Source organism: Streptomyces sp. NPDC054834 (assembly GCF_053611185.1).
Genome location: NZ_JBSGZV010000006.1, coordinates 192898 through 208932 on the forward strand (window position 1 = coordinate 192898; position 16035 = coordinate 208932).

Genomic DNA, 16035 nt, shown 5'->3' on the forward strand with positions numbered 1-16035 from the left:
CCCGTACACCGCGAGGATGTCAGCCGAGCTTGGCGAAGCCGTAGTTCATGAGCTTCTTCGCGTCCGACTCGCGCTGGGCGATGGAGGTGGAGGCGAGCACGGTGCCGATGACCGTCTTGCCGTTCCGGGTCGCGGCGAAGACCAGGCAGTACTTGGCCTCGGGGCCGGAGCCGGTCTTCACCCCGATGGTGCCGCTGTAGCTGTTGAGGAGCCCGTTGGTGTTGGTCCACGGGTTCATCGTGCGGGTGCTGCCGGTCTTGGTGATCGTCTTGGCCGTGTACGACTTCGTCTTGACGATCGTGCGGAACGTGGAGTTCTTCATCGCGCTGCTGGCGATCTTCGTCAGGTCGCGCGGCGTCGAGAGGTTGTTGCCGTTGCCGATGCCGTCGAACGAGTCGAAGTGCGTGTGCGTCAGGCCCAGGTTCTTGGCGGCGGTGTTCATCTTGCCGATGAAGTTCGCCACGCGGTTGGCGCGGGTGGAGCCGGAACCGTACTTGTCGGCCAGCGCGTAGGCGGCGTCGCAGCCGGACGGCAGCATCAGGCCGTACAGCAGCTGACGGACGGTCACCTTGTCGCCGACGATCAGGTGCGCCTGGGAGGCGTTGTTCTTGACGACGTAGTCGCTGTAGACCTTCTGGATCGTCACCTTGGCGTCGAGGTTGAGGTTCGACTGCGCGAGCACGACCTTGGCGGTCATGATCTTCGTGGTGGAGCCCGTGGGAAGCTGGGTGTCCGCCTTCTTGGTGTACAGCGTCGTGGCGTTGGCGTTGTTCATGAGGTAGCCGCCCTTGGCCACGATCGAGGGCGTGGTGACGGCCTGCGCGGGTGCCGCGGTGAGGGCTCCCGTGGCGAGCATCGCGCCGGAGGTGACGGCGACGGCTGCGGCTCGACGGATACGGATGCCCTTAATGCCGGTAATCAAGTAAATACCCCGATTGTCTCGAATGCCCTTGATAATGCGGCCGAGTTGAAGTGGCACAGGAGTGGGGCCGCACGTGTCTGACACCTAAGTAGCACAGAAGGTTGTGCGGCTTCTCGGGGGGCCTCTGTATTCCGAGTATTCCGACTGTGAGACGGCTGACGCTCGAGATGCCGCCGGGACACGGGGGGTCCGCATGGTGGACGGGGGAGGGCCGCGTGTACGTGTTGTATCTAAGATGTGCACATGCCATCCGTGCCGTCCGTCGCCCCGCCCGCACCCCTCAAGCAGCCACCCGCCGCCGACCGCGTCTACACCCACGTCAAGCAAGGCGTCCTGGACCGTCGCTACGAGGGCGGCATCCTGCTCACCGAGGGCGAGCTGGCCGAGGCCGTGGGGGTCTCCCGCACGCCGGTGCGCGAGGCTCTGCTGCGCCTGGAGGCGGAGGGGCTGATCAGGCTCTACCCGAAGAAGGGCGCCCTGGTGCTGCCCGTCTCCGCGCAGGAGATCGCCGACGTGGTGGAGACCCGGCAGCTGGTGGAGGAGCACGCGGCACGCAAGGCCGTACCCGCCCGGCCCGGGCTGATCGAGCGGCTCGAGGAACTGCTGGCGCAGCAGAGGGCGCAGGCCGCCGCCGGCGATCTGGCCGCGGCCGCGGTCACCGACCGCTGCTTCCACGCCGAGATCGTGCGCAGCGGCGGCAACGAGATCCTCTCCCGGCTCTACGACCAGCTGCGCGACCGCCAGCTGCGGATGGGCGTCGCCGTGATGCACTCCCACCCCGACCGGATCGCCAAGACCCTCGCCGAGCACGAGGAGATCCTCGAGGCACTGCGCTCGGGGGACGCGGAGGCGGCGGTGGCGGTCGTGCACCGGCACGTGAGCTGGTTCTCGCACCTCGCGCGGGGGGAGGTCCGATGAGCGCCACGAGCGCCCACACCACTCTTCCGGGGGACCCGCCGGGCGGCCGCCGTGCCATCGCCGTGTGGTCCATCGGCGTCTCGGTCTACTTCGTCGCCGTCATCTTCCGTACGTCCCTGGGGGTAGCCGGGCTCGACGCGGCCGAGCGCTTCCACGTGAACGCCTCCGCCCTGTCGACGTTCTCGATCCTCCAGCTCCTGGTGTACGCGGGCATGCAGATACCCGTGGGCCTGCTCGTCGACCGGCTCGGCACCAAGAAGGTGCTGACCATCGGGGTCGTGCTGTTCACGGCGGGCCAGCTCGGCTTCGCGTTCTCCCCGTCGTACGGCACGGCGCTCGCCTCCCGCGCGCTGCTCGGCTGCGGTGACGCGATGACCTTCATCAGCGTGCTGCGGCTGGGCACGCGCTGGTTCCCGGCCCGGCGTGGGCCGCTCGTCGCGCAACTCGCGGGCCTGGCCGGGATGGCCGGCAACCTGGTCTCCACACTGGTGCTGGCGCGGCTGTTGCACGGCGTCGGCTGGACCCCGGCGTTCGCGGGCAGCGCGGTCGCCGGCGCGGTCGTCCTGGTGCTCGTCCTGCTGTTCCTCAAGGATCACCCCGAGGGCTGCGAGCCGGAGCCGTTCCCGCACCAGGGCGCGGCCTACATCCGCAGGCAGATCGCCGCCTCCTGGCGGGAGCCGGGCACGCGCCTCGGCCTCTGGGTGCACTTCACCACCCAGTTCCCGGCGATGGTGTTCCTGCTGCTGTGGGGCCTGCCCTTCCTCGTCCAGGCGCAGGGCCTCAGCCGTGCCACGGCCGGTGAACTGCTCACCCTGGTGGTCCTGTCGAACATGGTGATCGGCCTGGTCTACGGCCAGGTAGTCGCGCGGCACCACGCGGCCCGGCTGCCGCTGGCGCTGGGCACGGTCGCGGCGACGGCGACCGTGTGGGCGGCGACCCTCGCCTGTCCGGCCGAGCGCGCCCCCATGTGGCTGCTGCTGGTGCTGTGCGTGGTGCTGGGCGCCTGTGGCCCGGCGTCGATGCTCGGCTTCGACTTCGCCCGCCCCGCCAACCCGCCGGAGCGTCAGGGCACCGCTTCCGGAATCACCAACATGGGCGGTTTCGTCGCCTCCATGACGACCCTGTTCGCGGTCGGCGTCCTCCTGGACGCCACCGGAGACGACTACACCATCGCCTTCTCCGCCGTCTTCGTCCTCCAGGCGCTCGGCGTCAGCCAGATCCTGCGCCTGCGCGGCCGGGCCGCGCGCCGGGAGCGGGAACGGCTGGTCGCCAGCCGGGTGGAGACCGTGCACGTGCCCGCCTGACCCAGGAGCTAGTGCCGCGACAGGCAACGTTCGCCCCGTCGCGACGTCCGGCACGCACTCTCGCCGCACCGGCCGAAAGCCCAAGTACGTCCAGTACGAGGACTTCCGGCCGGCACGCCGAGAGCACGCACCGGACGCCGCTCCTTGACGGGCAAACGTTGCCTGCCGCGGCACTAGCCCGCCACCGGTACGAGGGTGAGATACGCCAGGCCCAGTACGCCCCGGTAGCTCATCCACTGTGCTCGGTGCCGGTCCAGGCGCTCGCGGGTCTCGGCCGCCAGCGGGTGGTCCGGGTGGCCCGCGAGCCACACCTCGGTGTCCGCCTGGTACGCGGACTCGAACTCCTCCCACTCGGCCGGGCTCGCCGTCTCGATCCACTCCGGCCGGAACCCGGCCGCCACGGCCAGGTCGACGAGACGGGCCAGGCTGTGGTGGTCCTCGCCGGAGGCACCCGGCCACATGCCGGACAGCTCGGCCGGCGTCGGCGTCCGCTCCCAGAAGCCTTCCCCGAGCATCACCCGCCCGCCGTCGGTCACCAGCCGGCGCAACTCCCGCAGGGCCTCGGTGGTGTGCGCGGGAGGCTCGGCCGTGCTCAGCGCCTGGCCGGCGCCGAGGCACAGTACGAGGTCGGCGGGGCCGCGCCCGGTGCCCAGGGCGGACTCCTCGACGAACTCCACGCGGCCGGCCAGCCCCCGCGCCTCGGCGTTCAGCCGCCCGCGGGCCAGATCCTCGGCCCGCAGATCGATGCCGGTCCCCCGGGCGTCCGGTACGGCGTCCAGCACCCGGAGCATCAGTTCGCCCCACCCACAGCCGATGTCGAGCACGGTCGCGGGACGGAGGCCGGCGAGCCGCCGCACCATCGCCGCCGCCCGGAACTCGGAGAGCGGGCCGTGGAAGGTGAGCCGGGTGAGCCGGGGCGGAAGGTTGTCTTCGGTTGTCATGGCGGGCACGCTAATTTCCGCCGGCCGCCCGGGACACCGAATATTCCCGGCCACTCGGCGCGCGCTCGCCACCGACACCCGTGTCACGCCGTCACGTCGTCACCCCGTCACGGAGTCACCGCGAAGTTCCGCAGGATCGCCCCCGTCAGAGCCGGGTCCCCCTCGGCCTTCACCCGGTCGGCCACGGCCTCCGGCGTGACCCGGCCGCAGGCCAGGCGGACGTACGTCTCCCAGTCGAGGGTGAGGGTGGCGGCGGGGCCGAGCGCGGGCGTGCTCTCCAGGGTGCCGCGGCCCTGGATGTCGACGCGTATGGTGCGCAGGAACTCCACGGGCCCGTGCACGTCGAAGACGACCGCGGAACTCCGGGGCGCCTGCGCATCGTTCGCGACCACCTGGGGCAGCGCCTCGAGCAGCACGTCCCGGGCGACGTGCGCGCCCGGCGAGTCCAGGTTGCCCGGCCGTCCGAGCGCCGCGCGCAGGTCCTGCTCGTGCACCCAGACGTTGAACGCGTGGCTGCGCATGGCCTGCTCGAGCGTGATCTCCCGGCCGAGCGGGCCGCGCACCTTGTGGCCGGGGTCGCGGGACTCGTTGCGCAGCTGGCGGTTGCGGCGGATGACCGTGTACTCCAGCTCGGAGGTCATCTCCGGGGCCGTGTGGTGCCGGCGGACGTCGACCTGCATCTCCATGTAGCGCTGGTGCTCGTTCGTGACGTGGAACAGGTCGCGCGGCAGCGTGTGGATGGGACGCGGGTCGCCGAGCATCTCGCAGTCCATGCCGATGACATGCGAGACGACGTCGCGGACCGACCAGCCCGGGCACGGGGTCCGCCGGTTCCACTCGCCCTCGACGAGCGGCTGAACCAGTTCGGATATCGCTTCGATGGAGTGGGTCCAGGCGTCGGCGTAGGGCTGGAGGGTGGGATGCAGACTCACGGAACGGGACCCCTCGGCGGTCGGTACACGGGCAGGTTGTGGCGGCGGTGCCAGCGGGACGTTGCTGTCGGCGGGTGTCTTGGAACGCTAAGTTACGCTGCTGTGAGGCACCCCGGCAGTGCTTTCGTGTGACGATCGTAGGCCCGGTATGGACGGCTCGAATGCCAGGACGGTGGTAGTGTGCGCGCCTCGCTGATCCAGATCACCGTAGAAGAGGACGAATCGGTCGAAGCCAGGCGGCTCCGAGTGGCCGCGCTGGTCCGTGAACAGGCAGGGTCCGACCTGGTCGTACTGCCCGAGCTGTGGACGACGGGTGCCTTCGCCTACGAGGAGTTCGGGCGGGAGGCCGAGCCGCTCGAGGGCCCCACGTACGAGGCGATGGCGAAGGCGGCGAGCGACGCGGGCGTGTGGCTGCACGCGGGCTCGATCCCTGAGCGGGACGCTGAGGGCCCCCTCTACAACACGTCTCTGGTCTTCTCCCCCTCCGGTGACCTGGCCGCGGCCTATCGCAAGATCCACCGCTTCGGCTTCGACAAGGGCGAGGCCGTGCTGATGGGCGCGGGCCGGGACCTGGTGACGGTCCGTCTGCCCGGCACCACCCTCGGTGTGGCCACCTGCTACGACCTCCGTTTCCCCGAACTCTTCCGCGGGCTGGTCGACGCAGGCGCCGAGACCCTGGTGATCCCGGCGGGCTGGCCCGAGCGCCGTCGCGCGCACTGGACGCTGCTGGCTCAGGCGCGGGCGGTCGAGAACCAGGCGTTCGTGCTCGCCTGTGGAACGGCCGGGACGCACGCCGGGGTTCCCCAGGCGGGTCACTCGATCGTGGTGGATCCGTGGGGCGAGGTACTGGCCGAGGCGGGCGCCGGCGAGGAGGTCCTCACGGTGGAGTTCGACCCGGCGAAGGTCGCCACGACCCGTGAACAGTTCCCGGCGCTCAAGGACAGGGTCCTGGGCCTGGAGCCGCCGCGCCGGTGATTCCGGCCCCCCGTGCGCCCGTGCCCCGCCGGGACGGGCGAGGGCGTCCACGGCGGCGCGGCGCGGACCACGGAAGCCGGCCGTCAGCCGGCGTCGAGCCCGGACGGGGCCGCCCCCACGACGGCCATGCCGACGATCGACCCGGCGGCGGGGGACAGACCGGTGTCCGTGGTCACCGCGTGCCCGCATCGCCTCCGGCGGGGAGGTCGTCGACGCCGTGCTCCCGCCGCGCCTGCTCCTCGCGCAGCCGGAGCACCTCGTACAGGACGTCGTGGACGGGCGTCGCGATGCCGTACCGGGCCCCGAGACGGACCGCCGCGCCGGTCCAGGCGTCGAGTTCGGAGGGCAGGCCGGCCAGGAGGTCCCGCTGGAGCGAGGAGGTGCCCTGGGCGGGCTGGACGTCGATGAAGTCGAGGGTGGACGCCACGATGCCGTCGGGCAGCCGGACCCCGGCCGCCCGGGCGACCCGCTCGATCTCCCGCATGCCGTCGGCCAGCAGCCGCCGGGTCCCGGGGCGGGAGCGGAGCACCCCGAACGGGGCGTCCGCCACGGCGCCGAGCGAGCCGAGGGGCACGACGAACAGGAACTTGGCCCACAGCTCGGTCCAGACGTCCTCGGCCACGACGGCGGTCACCGATGCCTCGGCGAGCGCCTCGCGCAGCCGCTCGACGCGGTCGCCGGCCCGGTCGCCGGCCAGGTTGTCCCACTCCCCGAAGGTCAGTGACCCCTGGCCCCCCACGTGCTGGATCCGGCCGGGCCCGGACAGCCGCGCGATGATCTTCGCGATGCCGGGCAGCACCGTCTCCCGGCCGACGGCCGCGGCCACCTGCTCCGGGGCCTCGACGCCGTTCTGGAGCGTCACCACCGCGGTGCCGGTGCCGATCAGCGGCTTCAGCGCCTCGACGGCGGGCTCGAGCTGCCAGGTCTTGACACACAGCAGTACGACATCGGCCGGCCCGACCTCCCGGGTGTCGTCCGTCGCCCGAACCGGCGTGACGGTGAGGTCGCCGTCCGGGCTCTCGATGCGCAGCCCGTCGCGGCGCAGTGCCTGAAGGTGCGCGCCGCGTGCCACGAACCACACGTCGTGCCCGGCGGCCGCGAGCCGGCCGCCGAAGTAACCGCCGATGCCGCCCGTGCCTACCACCGCTATTTTCACGAATCTTCCCCGTCCGTCTCCCGCGTCGGCCGAAGGCGGCCTGCTCGACCGGGGTCCTTCCCGGTGTCAGGGACGAGTTACTCCTCGTGCTCCTGTTCCGCGAGATGGATCACACACACCGCCACCGCGATCAGCAGCGCCGGGTCCGCGTCGTCCCGTACGACGTCCACGCCGTACGTCTCCCGGACGTGCAGCCAGCGCCGGGAGATCACCGCCAGCAGCTCACCGTCGTACTCGACGGCGAACTCGCGGTCCATGATCTTGCCGCTGACGTCCAGTTCGGTGCCGTCCACCAGGGACACCCGGTAGTGGTTGCGCAGCAGGGACAGCCGCTTGCGCTTGATCCGCGCCAGCGGCTCGCCGCCTCGCTCGATCACCATGGTGTTCCGCAGGCTGAGCATCTTCTGATGGATGTCGATGAGGACCCGCCCCTGCGTGTCCTTCAGCTCGAAGGTGTCCCGCAGCCGCATCGCCTTGCCGTCGACGAGGAACACCTTGCCGCCGTGCTCGTCCTCGATCCAGTAGTCGTCACCGATGCCGAGGATCCGGTCGCGTACGAGGAATCTCATACCGTCACCGCTTCCCCGGCGCCCGGCCCGGGACGCCGCCGGTAGGCCGACGGGCTGAGTCCGGTCTCGATCCTGCTCCGCGAGCCCACCGGACACGCCCTCTTCTGACCGGGTCCCGGAATCCGCCGGGCGGAGGGGTGTCCCGAAGCTGAACTTCCGGTGCATCAAGGGAAGTTGCCCAACCAGAGGCATCGGCGCCGCGTCGAACGGTGCGTAAGTCGCAGACGACGCCGCACATTCCTCTCGGAGGTCCCGCAATGCCCCCTCGTTCTTCCGTCCGCCGCCGGGTGATACGCGCTGTCCCGGCGGCGGCGCTGGTCCTCGGCACCGCCCTGGCCGTCCCGTTGGCTCTGGCCGGGACCGCCGGTGCCGCGCCGTCGCCGGCCACCGCATCGGTCAACCGGTACGACTGGCAGCTCACCTACAAGGCCGCCGCCGGCCAGGCCAACAAGGCCACCGTCACCGCGTCGCTCACCGCCGACCGCACGGGCATCACCTACGTGATCGACGACGTCGTCCCGATCAGCGCGGGGCACGACTGCGCCTACCCCGACGGCGCGGACCACACGAAGGTCACCTGCACGGTCACCGACGTGGACAGCCAGGACCCGTACGCCGCCCTGGTCATGAAACTCGGCGACGGCAACGACACGCTCGCGTACAAGAACGCCACCGACCAGGTCTACTCCTACGCCGAGATCTCGCTGGGCGCGGGCAACGACAAACTGACCGACTCCGGCCGCCTCGACGGCGCCTACGCCTCGGGCGACGCGGGCAACGACACCATCACGGTGGGCGCGGAGGGGCTGGCCTGGGGCGGTGACGGCAACGACACCGTCTACGCGAGCGGCGGCGACAACATCGTCCAGGGCGGCAAGGGCGACGACGTTCTTCACGGCGGCTCCGGAAGCCAGTACCTGTCCGGCGACGACGGCAACGACAAGCTCTACGGCGGGAGCGCCGACGACACGCTCTACGGCGGCAAGGGCAACGACGCCCTCTACGGCAACGCCGGCAACGACCGCCTGTACGGCAACAGCGGCGACGACAAGCTGTACGGCGGCCCGGGCCGGGACACCCTGTCCGGCGGCCCCGGCCGGGACGTGACCCACCAGGACTGACCCCGCCCCCTGCCGTCCGCCCTGCTCACTGCTTCAGCGCGGTGAGCAGGGCGCGGAGGGCGGTGGGGGTGGGGATGAGGAGCGTGGGAAGCATCCTGCGTCAGCGCAGCGCCGTCGATGCTCTCGAAGAGGGCTCGATATGGCTTGCGGAGCTCGTCCGGGCCCTCTCGCTCGATGGAGCTGCCGAGCCGGAGGCCGACGGTCCACACACCTGGGTGCACCGCGCCCGGGCGGCGCTGCGTGACGCTCGTTCATACCCGGATGGCAAGCTTGAACCATGAACGATGCCGTCCCGGCGCCCGCCCCAGCGCCCCGCCGACGTGCCCGTGTCCGTGCCCCCGAGCTGATCGGCAAGGGTGGCTGGCTCAACACCGGAGGCGAAGAGCTGTCCCTCGCCGACCTGCGAGGCAAGTGCCTTGTTGTTGATTTCTGGACATTCTGCTGTGTGAACTGCCTGCACGTTCTCGACGAGCTCCGCGAGCTGGAGGAGAAGCACCGGGACACCGTCGTCGTCATCGGTGTGCACTCGCCGAAGTTCGTGCACGAGGCCGAGCATCAGGCCGTCGTGGATGCCGTGGAGCGGTACGGGGTGGAGCACCCGGTGCTCGACGACCCGGAGCTGGTGACCTGGAAGCAGTACGCGGTGCGGGCCTGGCCGACGCTCGTCGTCATCGACCCGGAGGGATACGTAGTCGCGCAGCACGCCGGTGAGGGGCATGTGCACGCCATCGAGCGGCTGGTGACCGAGCTGGAGGCCGAGCACGAGGCGAAGGGCACCCTGCGGCGCGGCGACGGCCCGTACGTGGCGCCGGAGCCGGAGCCGACCGCCCTGCGCTTCCCGGGCAAGGCGCTGCTGCTGCCCGGCGGGAACTTCCTGGTCAGCGATACCACCCGACACCAGCTGGTCGAGCTGGAGGAGGACGGGGAGACCGTCGTACGGCGTATCGGTTCCGGCGTGCGCGGGTTCGCCGACGGCGGTGCCGAGGAGGCCTCCTTCAGCGAGCCGCAGGGGCTCGCGCTCTTCGACGACGGGGTGTCCGTGGTCGTCGCCGACACCGTGAACCACGCCCTGCGCCGCCTGGACCTCGCCACCGGGGCGGTGACGACCCTCGCCGGTACCGGAAAGCAGTGGTGGCAGGGCTCACCGACCTCGGGTCCGGCCCGTGAGGTCGACCTCTCCTCCCCCTGGGACGTGGCCGTCTTCGGCGGCAAGGTGTGGATCGCCATGGCGGGCGTGCACCAGCTGTGGGCGTACGACCCGGCCGAGGCCACCGTCGCCGTCACCGCCGGTACGACCAACGAGGGGCTCGTGGACGGACCGGGTGCCGAGGCCTGGTTCGCGCAGCCGTCCGGGCTCGCGGCGACCGCCGACCGGCTCTGGCTCGCCGACTCCGAGACCTCCGCGCTGCGCTGGGTGGACCTCGACGGCCACGTCCACACCGCGGTCGGTACCGGGCTCTTCGACTTCGGGCACAGGGACGGCGCCTCCGAACAGGCCCTGCTCCAGCACCCGTTGGGTGTCACCGCGCTGCCGGACGGTTCGGTGGCCGTCTGCGACACCTACAACCACGCCCTGCGCCGCTACGACCCCGCCACCGGCGAGGTGACCACCCTCGCCACCGATCTGCGCGAGCCCAGCGACGCCGTGCTCGTCGGCGAGGACATCGTGGTCGTGGAGTCGGCCCGGCACCGCCTGACCTGGCTGCGGCTGCCCGAGGAGGCCGTGCGGGTGGAGTCCGTGGCCCACCGCACCCAGCGCGCGGCGACTGAAGTCGCCCCCGGTGAGTTGCGGTTGGACGTCATCTTCCGGGCCCCGACGGGCCAGAAGCTGGACACCAGGTACGGCCCCTCGACCCGTCTGCTGGTGTCCTCGACCCCGCCGGAGCTGCTGCTGAAGGGAGAGGGCGCGGACACGGACCTGTCCCGCACGCTCGAACTCGACCCGGAGGTCACCGAGGGCGTGCTGCACGTCTCCGCGATGGCGGCCTCCTGCGACGACGATCCGGCGAACGAATACCCCGCCTGCCACGTCCACCAGCAGGACTGGGGTGTCCCGGTCCGCCTCACCGAGGGCGGGGCGGACCGCCTGCCGCTGGTGCTGGCAGGCATGGATGAAGGGGACGAGGGGACCGAGGCCGCAGAGGCTCAGACGCCGTAACCGTCGCGGTAACCGTCGTCGTATCCGCTTCCGTGGTGATGGTGGTGCCGCTCCTCCTCGACGACCGTGGTCGTCGGGGGCGGCATCACGACCCGCCTGCGCCGCGCGATGCTGCTGAACGTCGCCACTCCGATCAGGCCGACGATCATCAGGATGAATCCGACCAGATGAACGTTCACGCCGCTCATGTGCCAGTCGGTCGCGAACGTGAGGATGGCTCCCACGGCGATGAGGATGATGCACCCGCCGAGGCCCATGACTGTCGCCTCCTGTCCGGACCGGCCGTTCCGGTCCGTGACAGCGGGTACCCCCGTTGCCGACCCGCATGCGATGCCGGACCGTTCCCGGAGGTGGGCCCCCTGAACAGAGTGAGTGAGCATCAAGCCACCGACGCCTGCGGCACATGGCCGTGCTCGCGTCGCATACCGGTTTTAGTCACTAAAAGGGACAGCGCATTTAATGAGTTGGGCCGATCGCCCCCCGCTGGTAGTGTCTGGGCAGCCGTGAGAGAACGCGAGGAGGTGAGACCCATGAAGGCTGTATCGGTGTGGGTGCTCCCCCTTGTTGTCACGGTGGGCGGTTGACGTAGGTGTCGCCGGGAGCGCCTCCGACAGGCACTCCTGAGAGGCAACACCTATGAACCCTATGAGCCCTGTGAACTCTGTGCATTCCACTTCGGGCCCGGCCGACCGCTTGGTTGTGGTCACGCGGGTTTCGGACACGCAGTGGCACGCTCTGGAGGACGACCGGACGGTCGGCCGCGGCCACGCTTCGCACCGGCCCGACGGGCGGCTCTTCATCAGCGTCGACGCGTGGCACGGCGCGGTCTTCGACCGCATCGCCGACGCGGTGCTGGCCGACCTGCCGACACCGCTCCACACCGTCGTCGACGAAGCCGACCACGACTCGAGGTCCGCCTGGGAGCGGGCCGGCTTCGCCGCCGCACGCCGCGAGTCGGGCTATCTCGTGCCCACCGACCCGCAAGTCACCGGGCTCGGCTCGGTGCGGCCCCCGTCAGGCGTGACGATCGTGCCCGCCGGTCAGGCGGAGGAGGGCCCGCTGCGCGCCCTGGACCGAGTCATCCGCGACGAGGTCGAGGCCGCCGTCGGATGGGGGACGATGCCCGCCGAGGTACTGCCCCGCCCGGCGGGGACCACCGTGCTCGACCCGTCGAAGTACGCGGTGGCGCTCCACGACGACCAGTACGTGGGACTGGTCCGGCTGGCGACGCTGACCCGGCAGCCACGGATCGGGCTGATCGCCGTGCGGTCCGACAGTCACCGCCGCGGCATCGCCCGGGCGCTGCTGGCCCACACGCTGGGTTCGCTGCACCGCTCCGGGACCGCTTCGGCATGGGCCGAGGTGGACGAGTCCAACGCGGCGGCCACCGCCCTGTTCGAGAGCGTCGGCGCCCGGCGCGCGGGCGGCACCCTGGAGCTCGTCCGCCGCTGACGCTCCGCCACACCACATTCGTTTCAACCGAAACCGAACACCCCCGTCGCAAGGCGGGAGAAGTGAGAGAACATGACAAAAGCATCAGGGGGCGTAGAAGTCGAGGGCACCGTCGTCGAGTGCCTGCGCAACGCCACTTTCAAGGTGGAGCTGGAGAACGGGCACACGGTGCTCGCCCACATCAGCGGGAAGATCCGGAAGAACTACATCAAGATCCTCCCGTACGACCGGGTGCTCGTCGAACTCAGCCCCTACGACCTCACCCGCGGCCGGATCCGCTACCGGTACAGGTAGTAGCGGCCGGCCGTCCGTCGGCGGCCGCGGGCTAGCCCTCCAGGAACGCCCCCAACGCGTTCGCCAGCAGGTACGGGTCGTCCGCGCCGCACAGTTCGCGGGCGCTGTGCATCGACAGGATCGCCACGCCGATGTCGACGGTGCGGATGCCGTGGCGGGCCGCGGTGATCGGGCCGATGGTGGTGCCGCAGGGCATGGAGTTGTTGGAGACGAAGGACTGGAAGGGGACGTTCGCCTTCTCGCAGGCCGCGGCCCACACGGCCCGGCCCGAACCGTCCGTCGCGTAGCGGTTGTTGACGTTGACCTTCAGGATCGGGCCGCCGTTGACGCGCGGGTGGTGGGTCGGGTCGTGCCGCTCCGCGTAGTTGGGGTGGACCGCGTGACCGGTGTCGGAGGACAGACAGACGGTGGCGGCGAAGGCGCGTGCCCGGTCCTCGTAACCGCCGCCGCGCGCGAACACCGAGCGCTCCAGGACGCTGCCGAGCAGCGGTCCGTCCGCGCCGGTGTCCGACTGGGAGCCGTTCTCCTCGTGGTCGAAGGCGGCCAGCACCGGGATGGCGGGCAGCGGTTCGCCGGAGGCGGCGACGGCCGCGAGGGCGGCGACGCCCGCGTGCACGGACAGCAGGTTGTCCATGCGCGGGGCCGCGACCAGTTCGCGGTCCCGGCCGAGGTAGGCCGGCGGCTCCACGGAGTGCGTCATCAGATCCCAGCCGGCCACCTCGCCCGCCGGCAGCCCGCACTCGTGTTCAAGGAAGGCGATCAGGTCGCCGTCGCGCACGTCGTTGCCCAGGCCCCACACCGGCTGAAGGTGCCGCTGCTTGTCCAGCTTGAGGCCCTCGGAGGACACCGACCGGTCCAGGTGGATGGCCAGCTGGGGCACCCTGAGCAGCGGCCGGTCGACGTTCACCAGGCGGGTCGAGCCGTCGCGCAGCGTCAGCCGCCCGGCGAGGCCGAGGTCGCGGTCGAGCCAGGAGTTCAGCAGCGGCCCGCCGTAGATCTCGACGGCGACCTGGCGCCAGCCGTGCGCCCCGCTGTCCGGCTGCGGCTTGACCCGCAGGTTGGGGGAGTCGGTATGCGCGCCGACGATCCGGAACGGGGTGTGGGCGGCGGCGCCCTCGGGGACGTACCAGGCCACGATCGCGCCGCCGCGCAGCACGTACTTGCCGCCGCTCGTGCCGTCCCAGGCGTCCGTCTCCGCGACCTGCCTGAAGCCGGCCTTCTCCAGCCGTTCGGCGGTGTTCGCCACGGCGTGGTACGGCGACGGGCTCGCCGCGAGGAAGGACATCAGGTCGTCGGTGTGGCCGCGGTCGAAGCGGGCTGGTGCGCTCATAGTCTTCACCTTAACGACGTACGAGGGCCCGCTCCCCCTTACCGGGAGCGGGCCCTCGTGAGTGTTCAGGGACGGTGGGGCCGGATCAGAACGCGGCCTCGTCCAGCTCCATCAGGTCCAGGTCGACACCCTCGGCCACCTTGCGGGCCAGGGTGACGCCCGGCAGGACGTTGGCCGCGAAGAACTTCGCCGCCGCGATCTTGCCGGTGTAGAACGCCACATCCTTGGAAGACACAGCCTTGGCGGAGGCGCTCTCCAGCTTCTCGGCGGCGACCGCGGCGCCCTTGAGCAGCAGGTAGCCGACGACGACGTCACCGGAGGCCAGCAGCAGCCGGGTGCTGTTGAGGCCGACCTTGTAGATGTTCTTGACGTTCTGCTCGGTGGCCGCGAGGTCGGTGAGCATCAGGCCGACGATGGCCTCCAGCTCGACGGCCGCCTTGGCGAGGTGCTCGCGGGCGCCGGCCAGCTCCTCGCCGCCGGTGCCGAGCGCCAGGAACTTCTTGATGTCCTCGGCGAGGGAGTTCAGCGCGGCGCCCTGGTTGCGGACGATCTTCCGGAAGAAGAAGTCCTGGCCCTGGATCGCGGTGGTGCCCTCGTACAGGGTGTCGATCTTGGCGTCGCGGATGTACTGCTCGATCGGGTACTCCTGGAGGAACCCGGAGCCGCCGAAGGTCTGGAGCGACTGGGCGAGCTGCTCGTAGCCCTTCTCGGAGCCGTAGCCCTTGACGATCGGCAGGAGCAGGTCGTTGAGGGCGTGCTCGGTGGAGGTGTCCTCGCCGGCGGCCTCCTTGACGGCTATCGCGTCCTGCACGGAGGCGGTGTAGAGGACGAGGGCGCGCATGCCCTCGGCGTACGCCTTCTGCGTGATCAGGGAGCGGCGCACGTCCGGGTGGTGCGTGATGGTGACCTTGGGCGCGGTCTTGTCCATGAAGTTCGCCAGGTCGGGACCCTGGACGCGCTCCTTGGCGTACTCCAGCGCGTTGAGGTAACCGGTCGACAGCGTCGAGATCGCCTTCGTGCCGACCATCATCCGGGCGAACTCGATGATGCGGAACATCTGGCGGATGCCGTCGTGCTTGTCGCCGATCAGCCAGCCCTTGGCGGGGTGGCGGTCGCCGAAGGTCATCTCGCAGGTGTTGGAGGCCTTCAGGCCCATCTTGTGCTCGACGTTGGTGGCGTAGACGCCGTTGCGCTCGCCGAGCTCGCCGGTCTCGAAGTCGAACAGGTACTTCGGGACGAGGAAGAGGGACAGGCCCTTGGTGCCCGGGCCGGCGCCCTCGGGACGCGCGAGGACGTAGTGGAGGATGTTCTCCTCCATGTCGTGCTCACCGGAGGTGATGAAGCGCTTCACGCCCTCGATGTGCCAGGAGCCGTCCTCCTGCTGGATCGCCTTGGTGCGGCCGGCGCCCACGTCGGAGCCCGCGTCGGGCTCGGTGAGCACCATCGTGGAGCCCCAGGTCCGCTCGACGGCGATCTGGGCGATCTTCTTCTGGACCTCGTTGCCCTCGTCGAAGAGGATGCCGGCGAAGGCCGGGCCGGAGGAGTACATCCACACGGCCGGGTTCGAGCCGAGGATCAGCTCCGCGTACGCCCAGATCAGGGACGGGGGAGCGGTCGTGCCGCCGATCTCCTCGGGCAGGCCCAGGCGCCAGTACTCGGAGTCCATGAAGGCCTTGTAGCTCTTCTTGAACGTCGCCGGGACCGGCGCGGTGTTCGTCTCGGGGTCGAAGACCGGCGGGTTGCGGTCGGCGTCCGCGAAGGACTCCGCCAGCTCGTTCTCCGCGAGGCGCGTCAGCTCCTCGAGGACGCTCTTGGCGGTGTCCGTGTCCATCTCCTCGAACGGGCCGGTGCCGTAGAGCTTGTCGCGGCCGAGTACTTCGAAGAGGTTGAACTCGATGTCGCGGAGATTGGACTTGTAGTGCCCCATGGTGACGGCTCCGTAAAGGACTGGGCGAGGCACTGG

Annotated in this window: 15 protein-coding genes; 7 read left to right on the forward strand and 8 right to left on the reverse strand. The window is 70.6% G+C overall.

Annotated elements, in window-relative coordinates; all coding sequences use genetic code 11:
• Positions 1 to 19: 19 nt before the first annotated feature.
• Positions 20 to 922: a D-alanyl-D-alanine carboxypeptidase family protein gene (locus ACWGJM_RS11280; RefSeq protein ID WP_453411390.1), complete on the reverse strand. Its 903-nt coding sequence runs from the start codon at positions 920 to 922 to the stop codon at positions 20 to 22.
• A 243-nt stretch (positions 923 to 1165) separates the two neighbouring features.
• On the opposite strand from ACWGJM_RS11280, the gene ACWGJM_RS11285 reads away from it, so the two are divergent.
• Positions 1166 to 1840, forward strand: a complete 675-nt coding sequence (locus ACWGJM_RS11285) for a GntR family transcriptional regulator (protein ID WP_453411391.1) — start codon at positions 1166 to 1168, stop codon at positions 1838 to 1840.
• Positions 1837 to 3144: an MFS transporter gene (locus tag ACWGJM_RS11290; protein WP_453411392.1), complete on the forward strand. Its 1308-nt coding sequence runs from the start codon at positions 1837 to 1839 to the stop codon at positions 3142 to 3144. The genes ACWGJM_RS11285 and ACWGJM_RS11290 overlap by 4 nt, the downstream gene beginning before the upstream one ends.
• A 173-nt stretch (positions 3145 to 3317) precedes the next feature.
• Here the strand turns inward: ACWGJM_RS11290 and ACWGJM_RS11295 are convergent, their stop codons facing one another.
• On the reverse strand, positions 3318 to 4085 hold the full coding sequence (locus ACWGJM_RS11295) for an SAM-dependent methyltransferase (protein WP_453411393.1): 768 nt from the start codon (positions 4083 to 4085) through the stop codon (positions 3318 to 3320).
• A 107-nt stretch (positions 4086 to 4192) separates the two neighbouring features.
• Entirely contained in the window at positions 4193 to 5017 is an 825-nt protein-coding gene (locus ACWGJM_RS11300) for a maleylpyruvate isomerase family mycothiol-dependent enzyme (RefSeq protein ID WP_453411394.1), read from the reverse strand.
• A gap of 180 nt (positions 5018 to 5197) precedes the next feature.
• Here ACWGJM_RS11300 and ACWGJM_RS11305 point away from each other — a divergent pair, with 180 nt between their 5' ends.
• Positions 5198 to 5992 (forward strand): carbon-nitrogen family hydrolase, encoded by a 795-nt coding sequence (locus ACWGJM_RS11305; RefSeq protein WP_453411395.1) that lies wholly within the window; start codon positions 5198 to 5200, stop codon positions 5990 to 5992.
• Between the two features lie 172 nt (positions 5993 to 6164).
• Here the strand turns inward: ACWGJM_RS11305 and ACWGJM_RS11310 are convergent, their stop codons facing one another.
• Positions 6165 to 7148 carry a 2-dehydropantoate 2-reductase gene (locus ACWGJM_RS11310; RefSeq protein ID WP_453411396.1) on the reverse strand — a complete coding sequence of 328 codons (984 nt, stop codon included), beginning with the start codon at positions 7146 to 7148 and terminating at the stop codon, positions 6165 to 6167.
• 77 nt (positions 7149 to 7225) lie between these two features.
• On the reverse strand, positions 7226 to 7717 hold the full coding sequence (locus ACWGJM_RS11315) for an LURP-one-related/scramblase family protein (protein WP_453411397.1): 492 nt from the start codon (positions 7715 to 7717) through the stop codon (positions 7226 to 7228).
• Positions 7718 to 7974: 257 nt separating this feature from the next.
• Between ACWGJM_RS11315 and ACWGJM_RS11320 the strand changes: the two genes are divergently transcribed.
• Positions 7975 to 8838 (forward strand): calcium-binding protein, encoded by an 864-nt coding sequence (locus tag ACWGJM_RS11320; RefSeq protein WP_453411398.1) that lies wholly within the window; start codon positions 7975 to 7977, stop codon positions 8836 to 8838.
• A gap of 277 nt (positions 8839 to 9115) precedes the next feature.
• Positions 9116 to 10996: an NHL domain-containing thioredoxin family protein gene (locus ACWGJM_RS11325; protein ID WP_453411399.1), complete on the forward strand. Its 1881-nt coding sequence runs from the start codon at positions 9116 to 9118 to the stop codon at positions 10994 to 10996.
• Here the strand turns inward: ACWGJM_RS11325 and ACWGJM_RS11330 are convergent.
• Positions 10984 to 11253 carry a DUF6458 family protein gene (locus ACWGJM_RS11330; protein WP_453411400.1) on the reverse strand — a complete coding sequence of 90 codons (270 nt, stop codon included), beginning with the start codon at positions 11251 to 11253 and terminating at the stop codon, positions 10984 to 10986. The two genes, ACWGJM_RS11325 and ACWGJM_RS11330, sit on opposite strands and share 13 nt — an antisense overlap.
• Positions 11254 to 11650: 397 nt before the next feature.
• Here ACWGJM_RS11330 and ACWGJM_RS11335 point away from each other — a divergent pair, with 397 nt between their 5' ends.
• Entirely contained in the window at positions 11651 to 12448 is a 798-nt protein-coding gene (locus ACWGJM_RS11335) for a GNAT family N-acetyltransferase (RefSeq protein ID WP_453411401.1), read from the forward strand.
• Between the two features lie 72 nt (positions 12449 to 12520).
• Positions 12521 to 12742, forward strand: a complete 222-nt coding sequence (gene infA / locus ACWGJM_RS11340) for a translation initiation factor IF-1 (protein ID WP_453411402.1) — start codon at positions 12521 to 12523, stop codon at positions 12740 to 12742.
• A 31-nt stretch (positions 12743 to 12773) separates the two neighbouring features.
• On the opposite strand, the gene ACWGJM_RS11345 is transcribed toward infA, so the two are convergent.
• A complete protein-coding gene (locus tag ACWGJM_RS11345) occupies positions 12774 to 14072 on the reverse strand; it encodes a M18 family aminopeptidase (protein ID WP_453411403.1) in 1299 nt (432 codons plus the stop codon).
• 85 nt (positions 14073 to 14157) lie between these two features.
• Entirely contained in the window at positions 14158 to 15999 is a 1842-nt protein-coding gene (locus ACWGJM_RS11350; RefSeq protein ID WP_453411404.1) for an acyl-CoA dehydrogenase, read from the reverse strand.
• Positions 16000 to 16035: the final 36 nt, after the last annotated feature.

What these genes read in the sequence shown, in the direction of transcription:
- ACWGJM_RS11325 (WP_453411399.1), top strand. Translation starts at nt 9,116, where the DNA reads ATGAACGATGCCGTCCCGGCGCCCGCCCCAGCGCCCCGCCGACGTGCC.
- ACWGJM_RS11315 (WP_453411397.1), bottom strand. Translation starts at nt 7,717, where the DNA reads ATGAGATTCCTCGTACGCGACCGGATCCTCGGCATCGGTGACGACTAC.
- ACWGJM_RS11320 (WP_453411398.1), top strand. Translation starts at nt 7,975, where the DNA reads ATGCCCCCTCGTTCTTCCGTCCGCCGCCGGGTGATACGCGCTGTCCCG.
- ACWGJM_RS11295 (WP_453411393.1), bottom strand. Translation starts at nt 4,085, where the DNA reads ATGACAACCGAAGACAACCTTCCGCCCCGGCTCACCCGGCTCACCTTC.
- ACWGJM_RS11290 (WP_453411392.1), top strand. Translation starts at nt 1,837, where the DNA reads ATGAGCGCCACGAGCGCCCACACCACTCTTCCGGGGGACCCGCCGGGC.
- ACWGJM_RS11330 (WP_453411400.1), bottom strand. Translation starts at nt 11,253, where the DNA reads ATGGGCCTCGGCGGGTGCATCATCCTCATCGCCGTGGGAGCCATCCTC.
- ACWGJM_RS11345 (WP_453411403.1), bottom strand. Translation starts at nt 14,072, where the DNA reads ATGAGCGCACCAGCCCGCTTCGACCGCGGCCACACCGACGACCTGATG.
- ACWGJM_RS11285 (WP_453411391.1), top strand. Translation starts at nt 1,166, where the DNA reads ATGCCATCCGTGCCGTCCGTCGCCCCGCCCGCACCCCTCAAGCAGCCA.
- infA (WP_453411402.1), top strand. Translation starts at nt 12,521, where the DNA reads ATGACAAAAGCATCAGGGGGCGTAGAAGTCGAGGGCACCGTCGTCGAG.
- ACWGJM_RS11350 (WP_453411404.1), bottom strand. Translation starts at nt 15,999, where the DNA reads ATGGGGCACTACAAGTCCAATCTCCGCGACATCGAGTTCAACCTCTTC.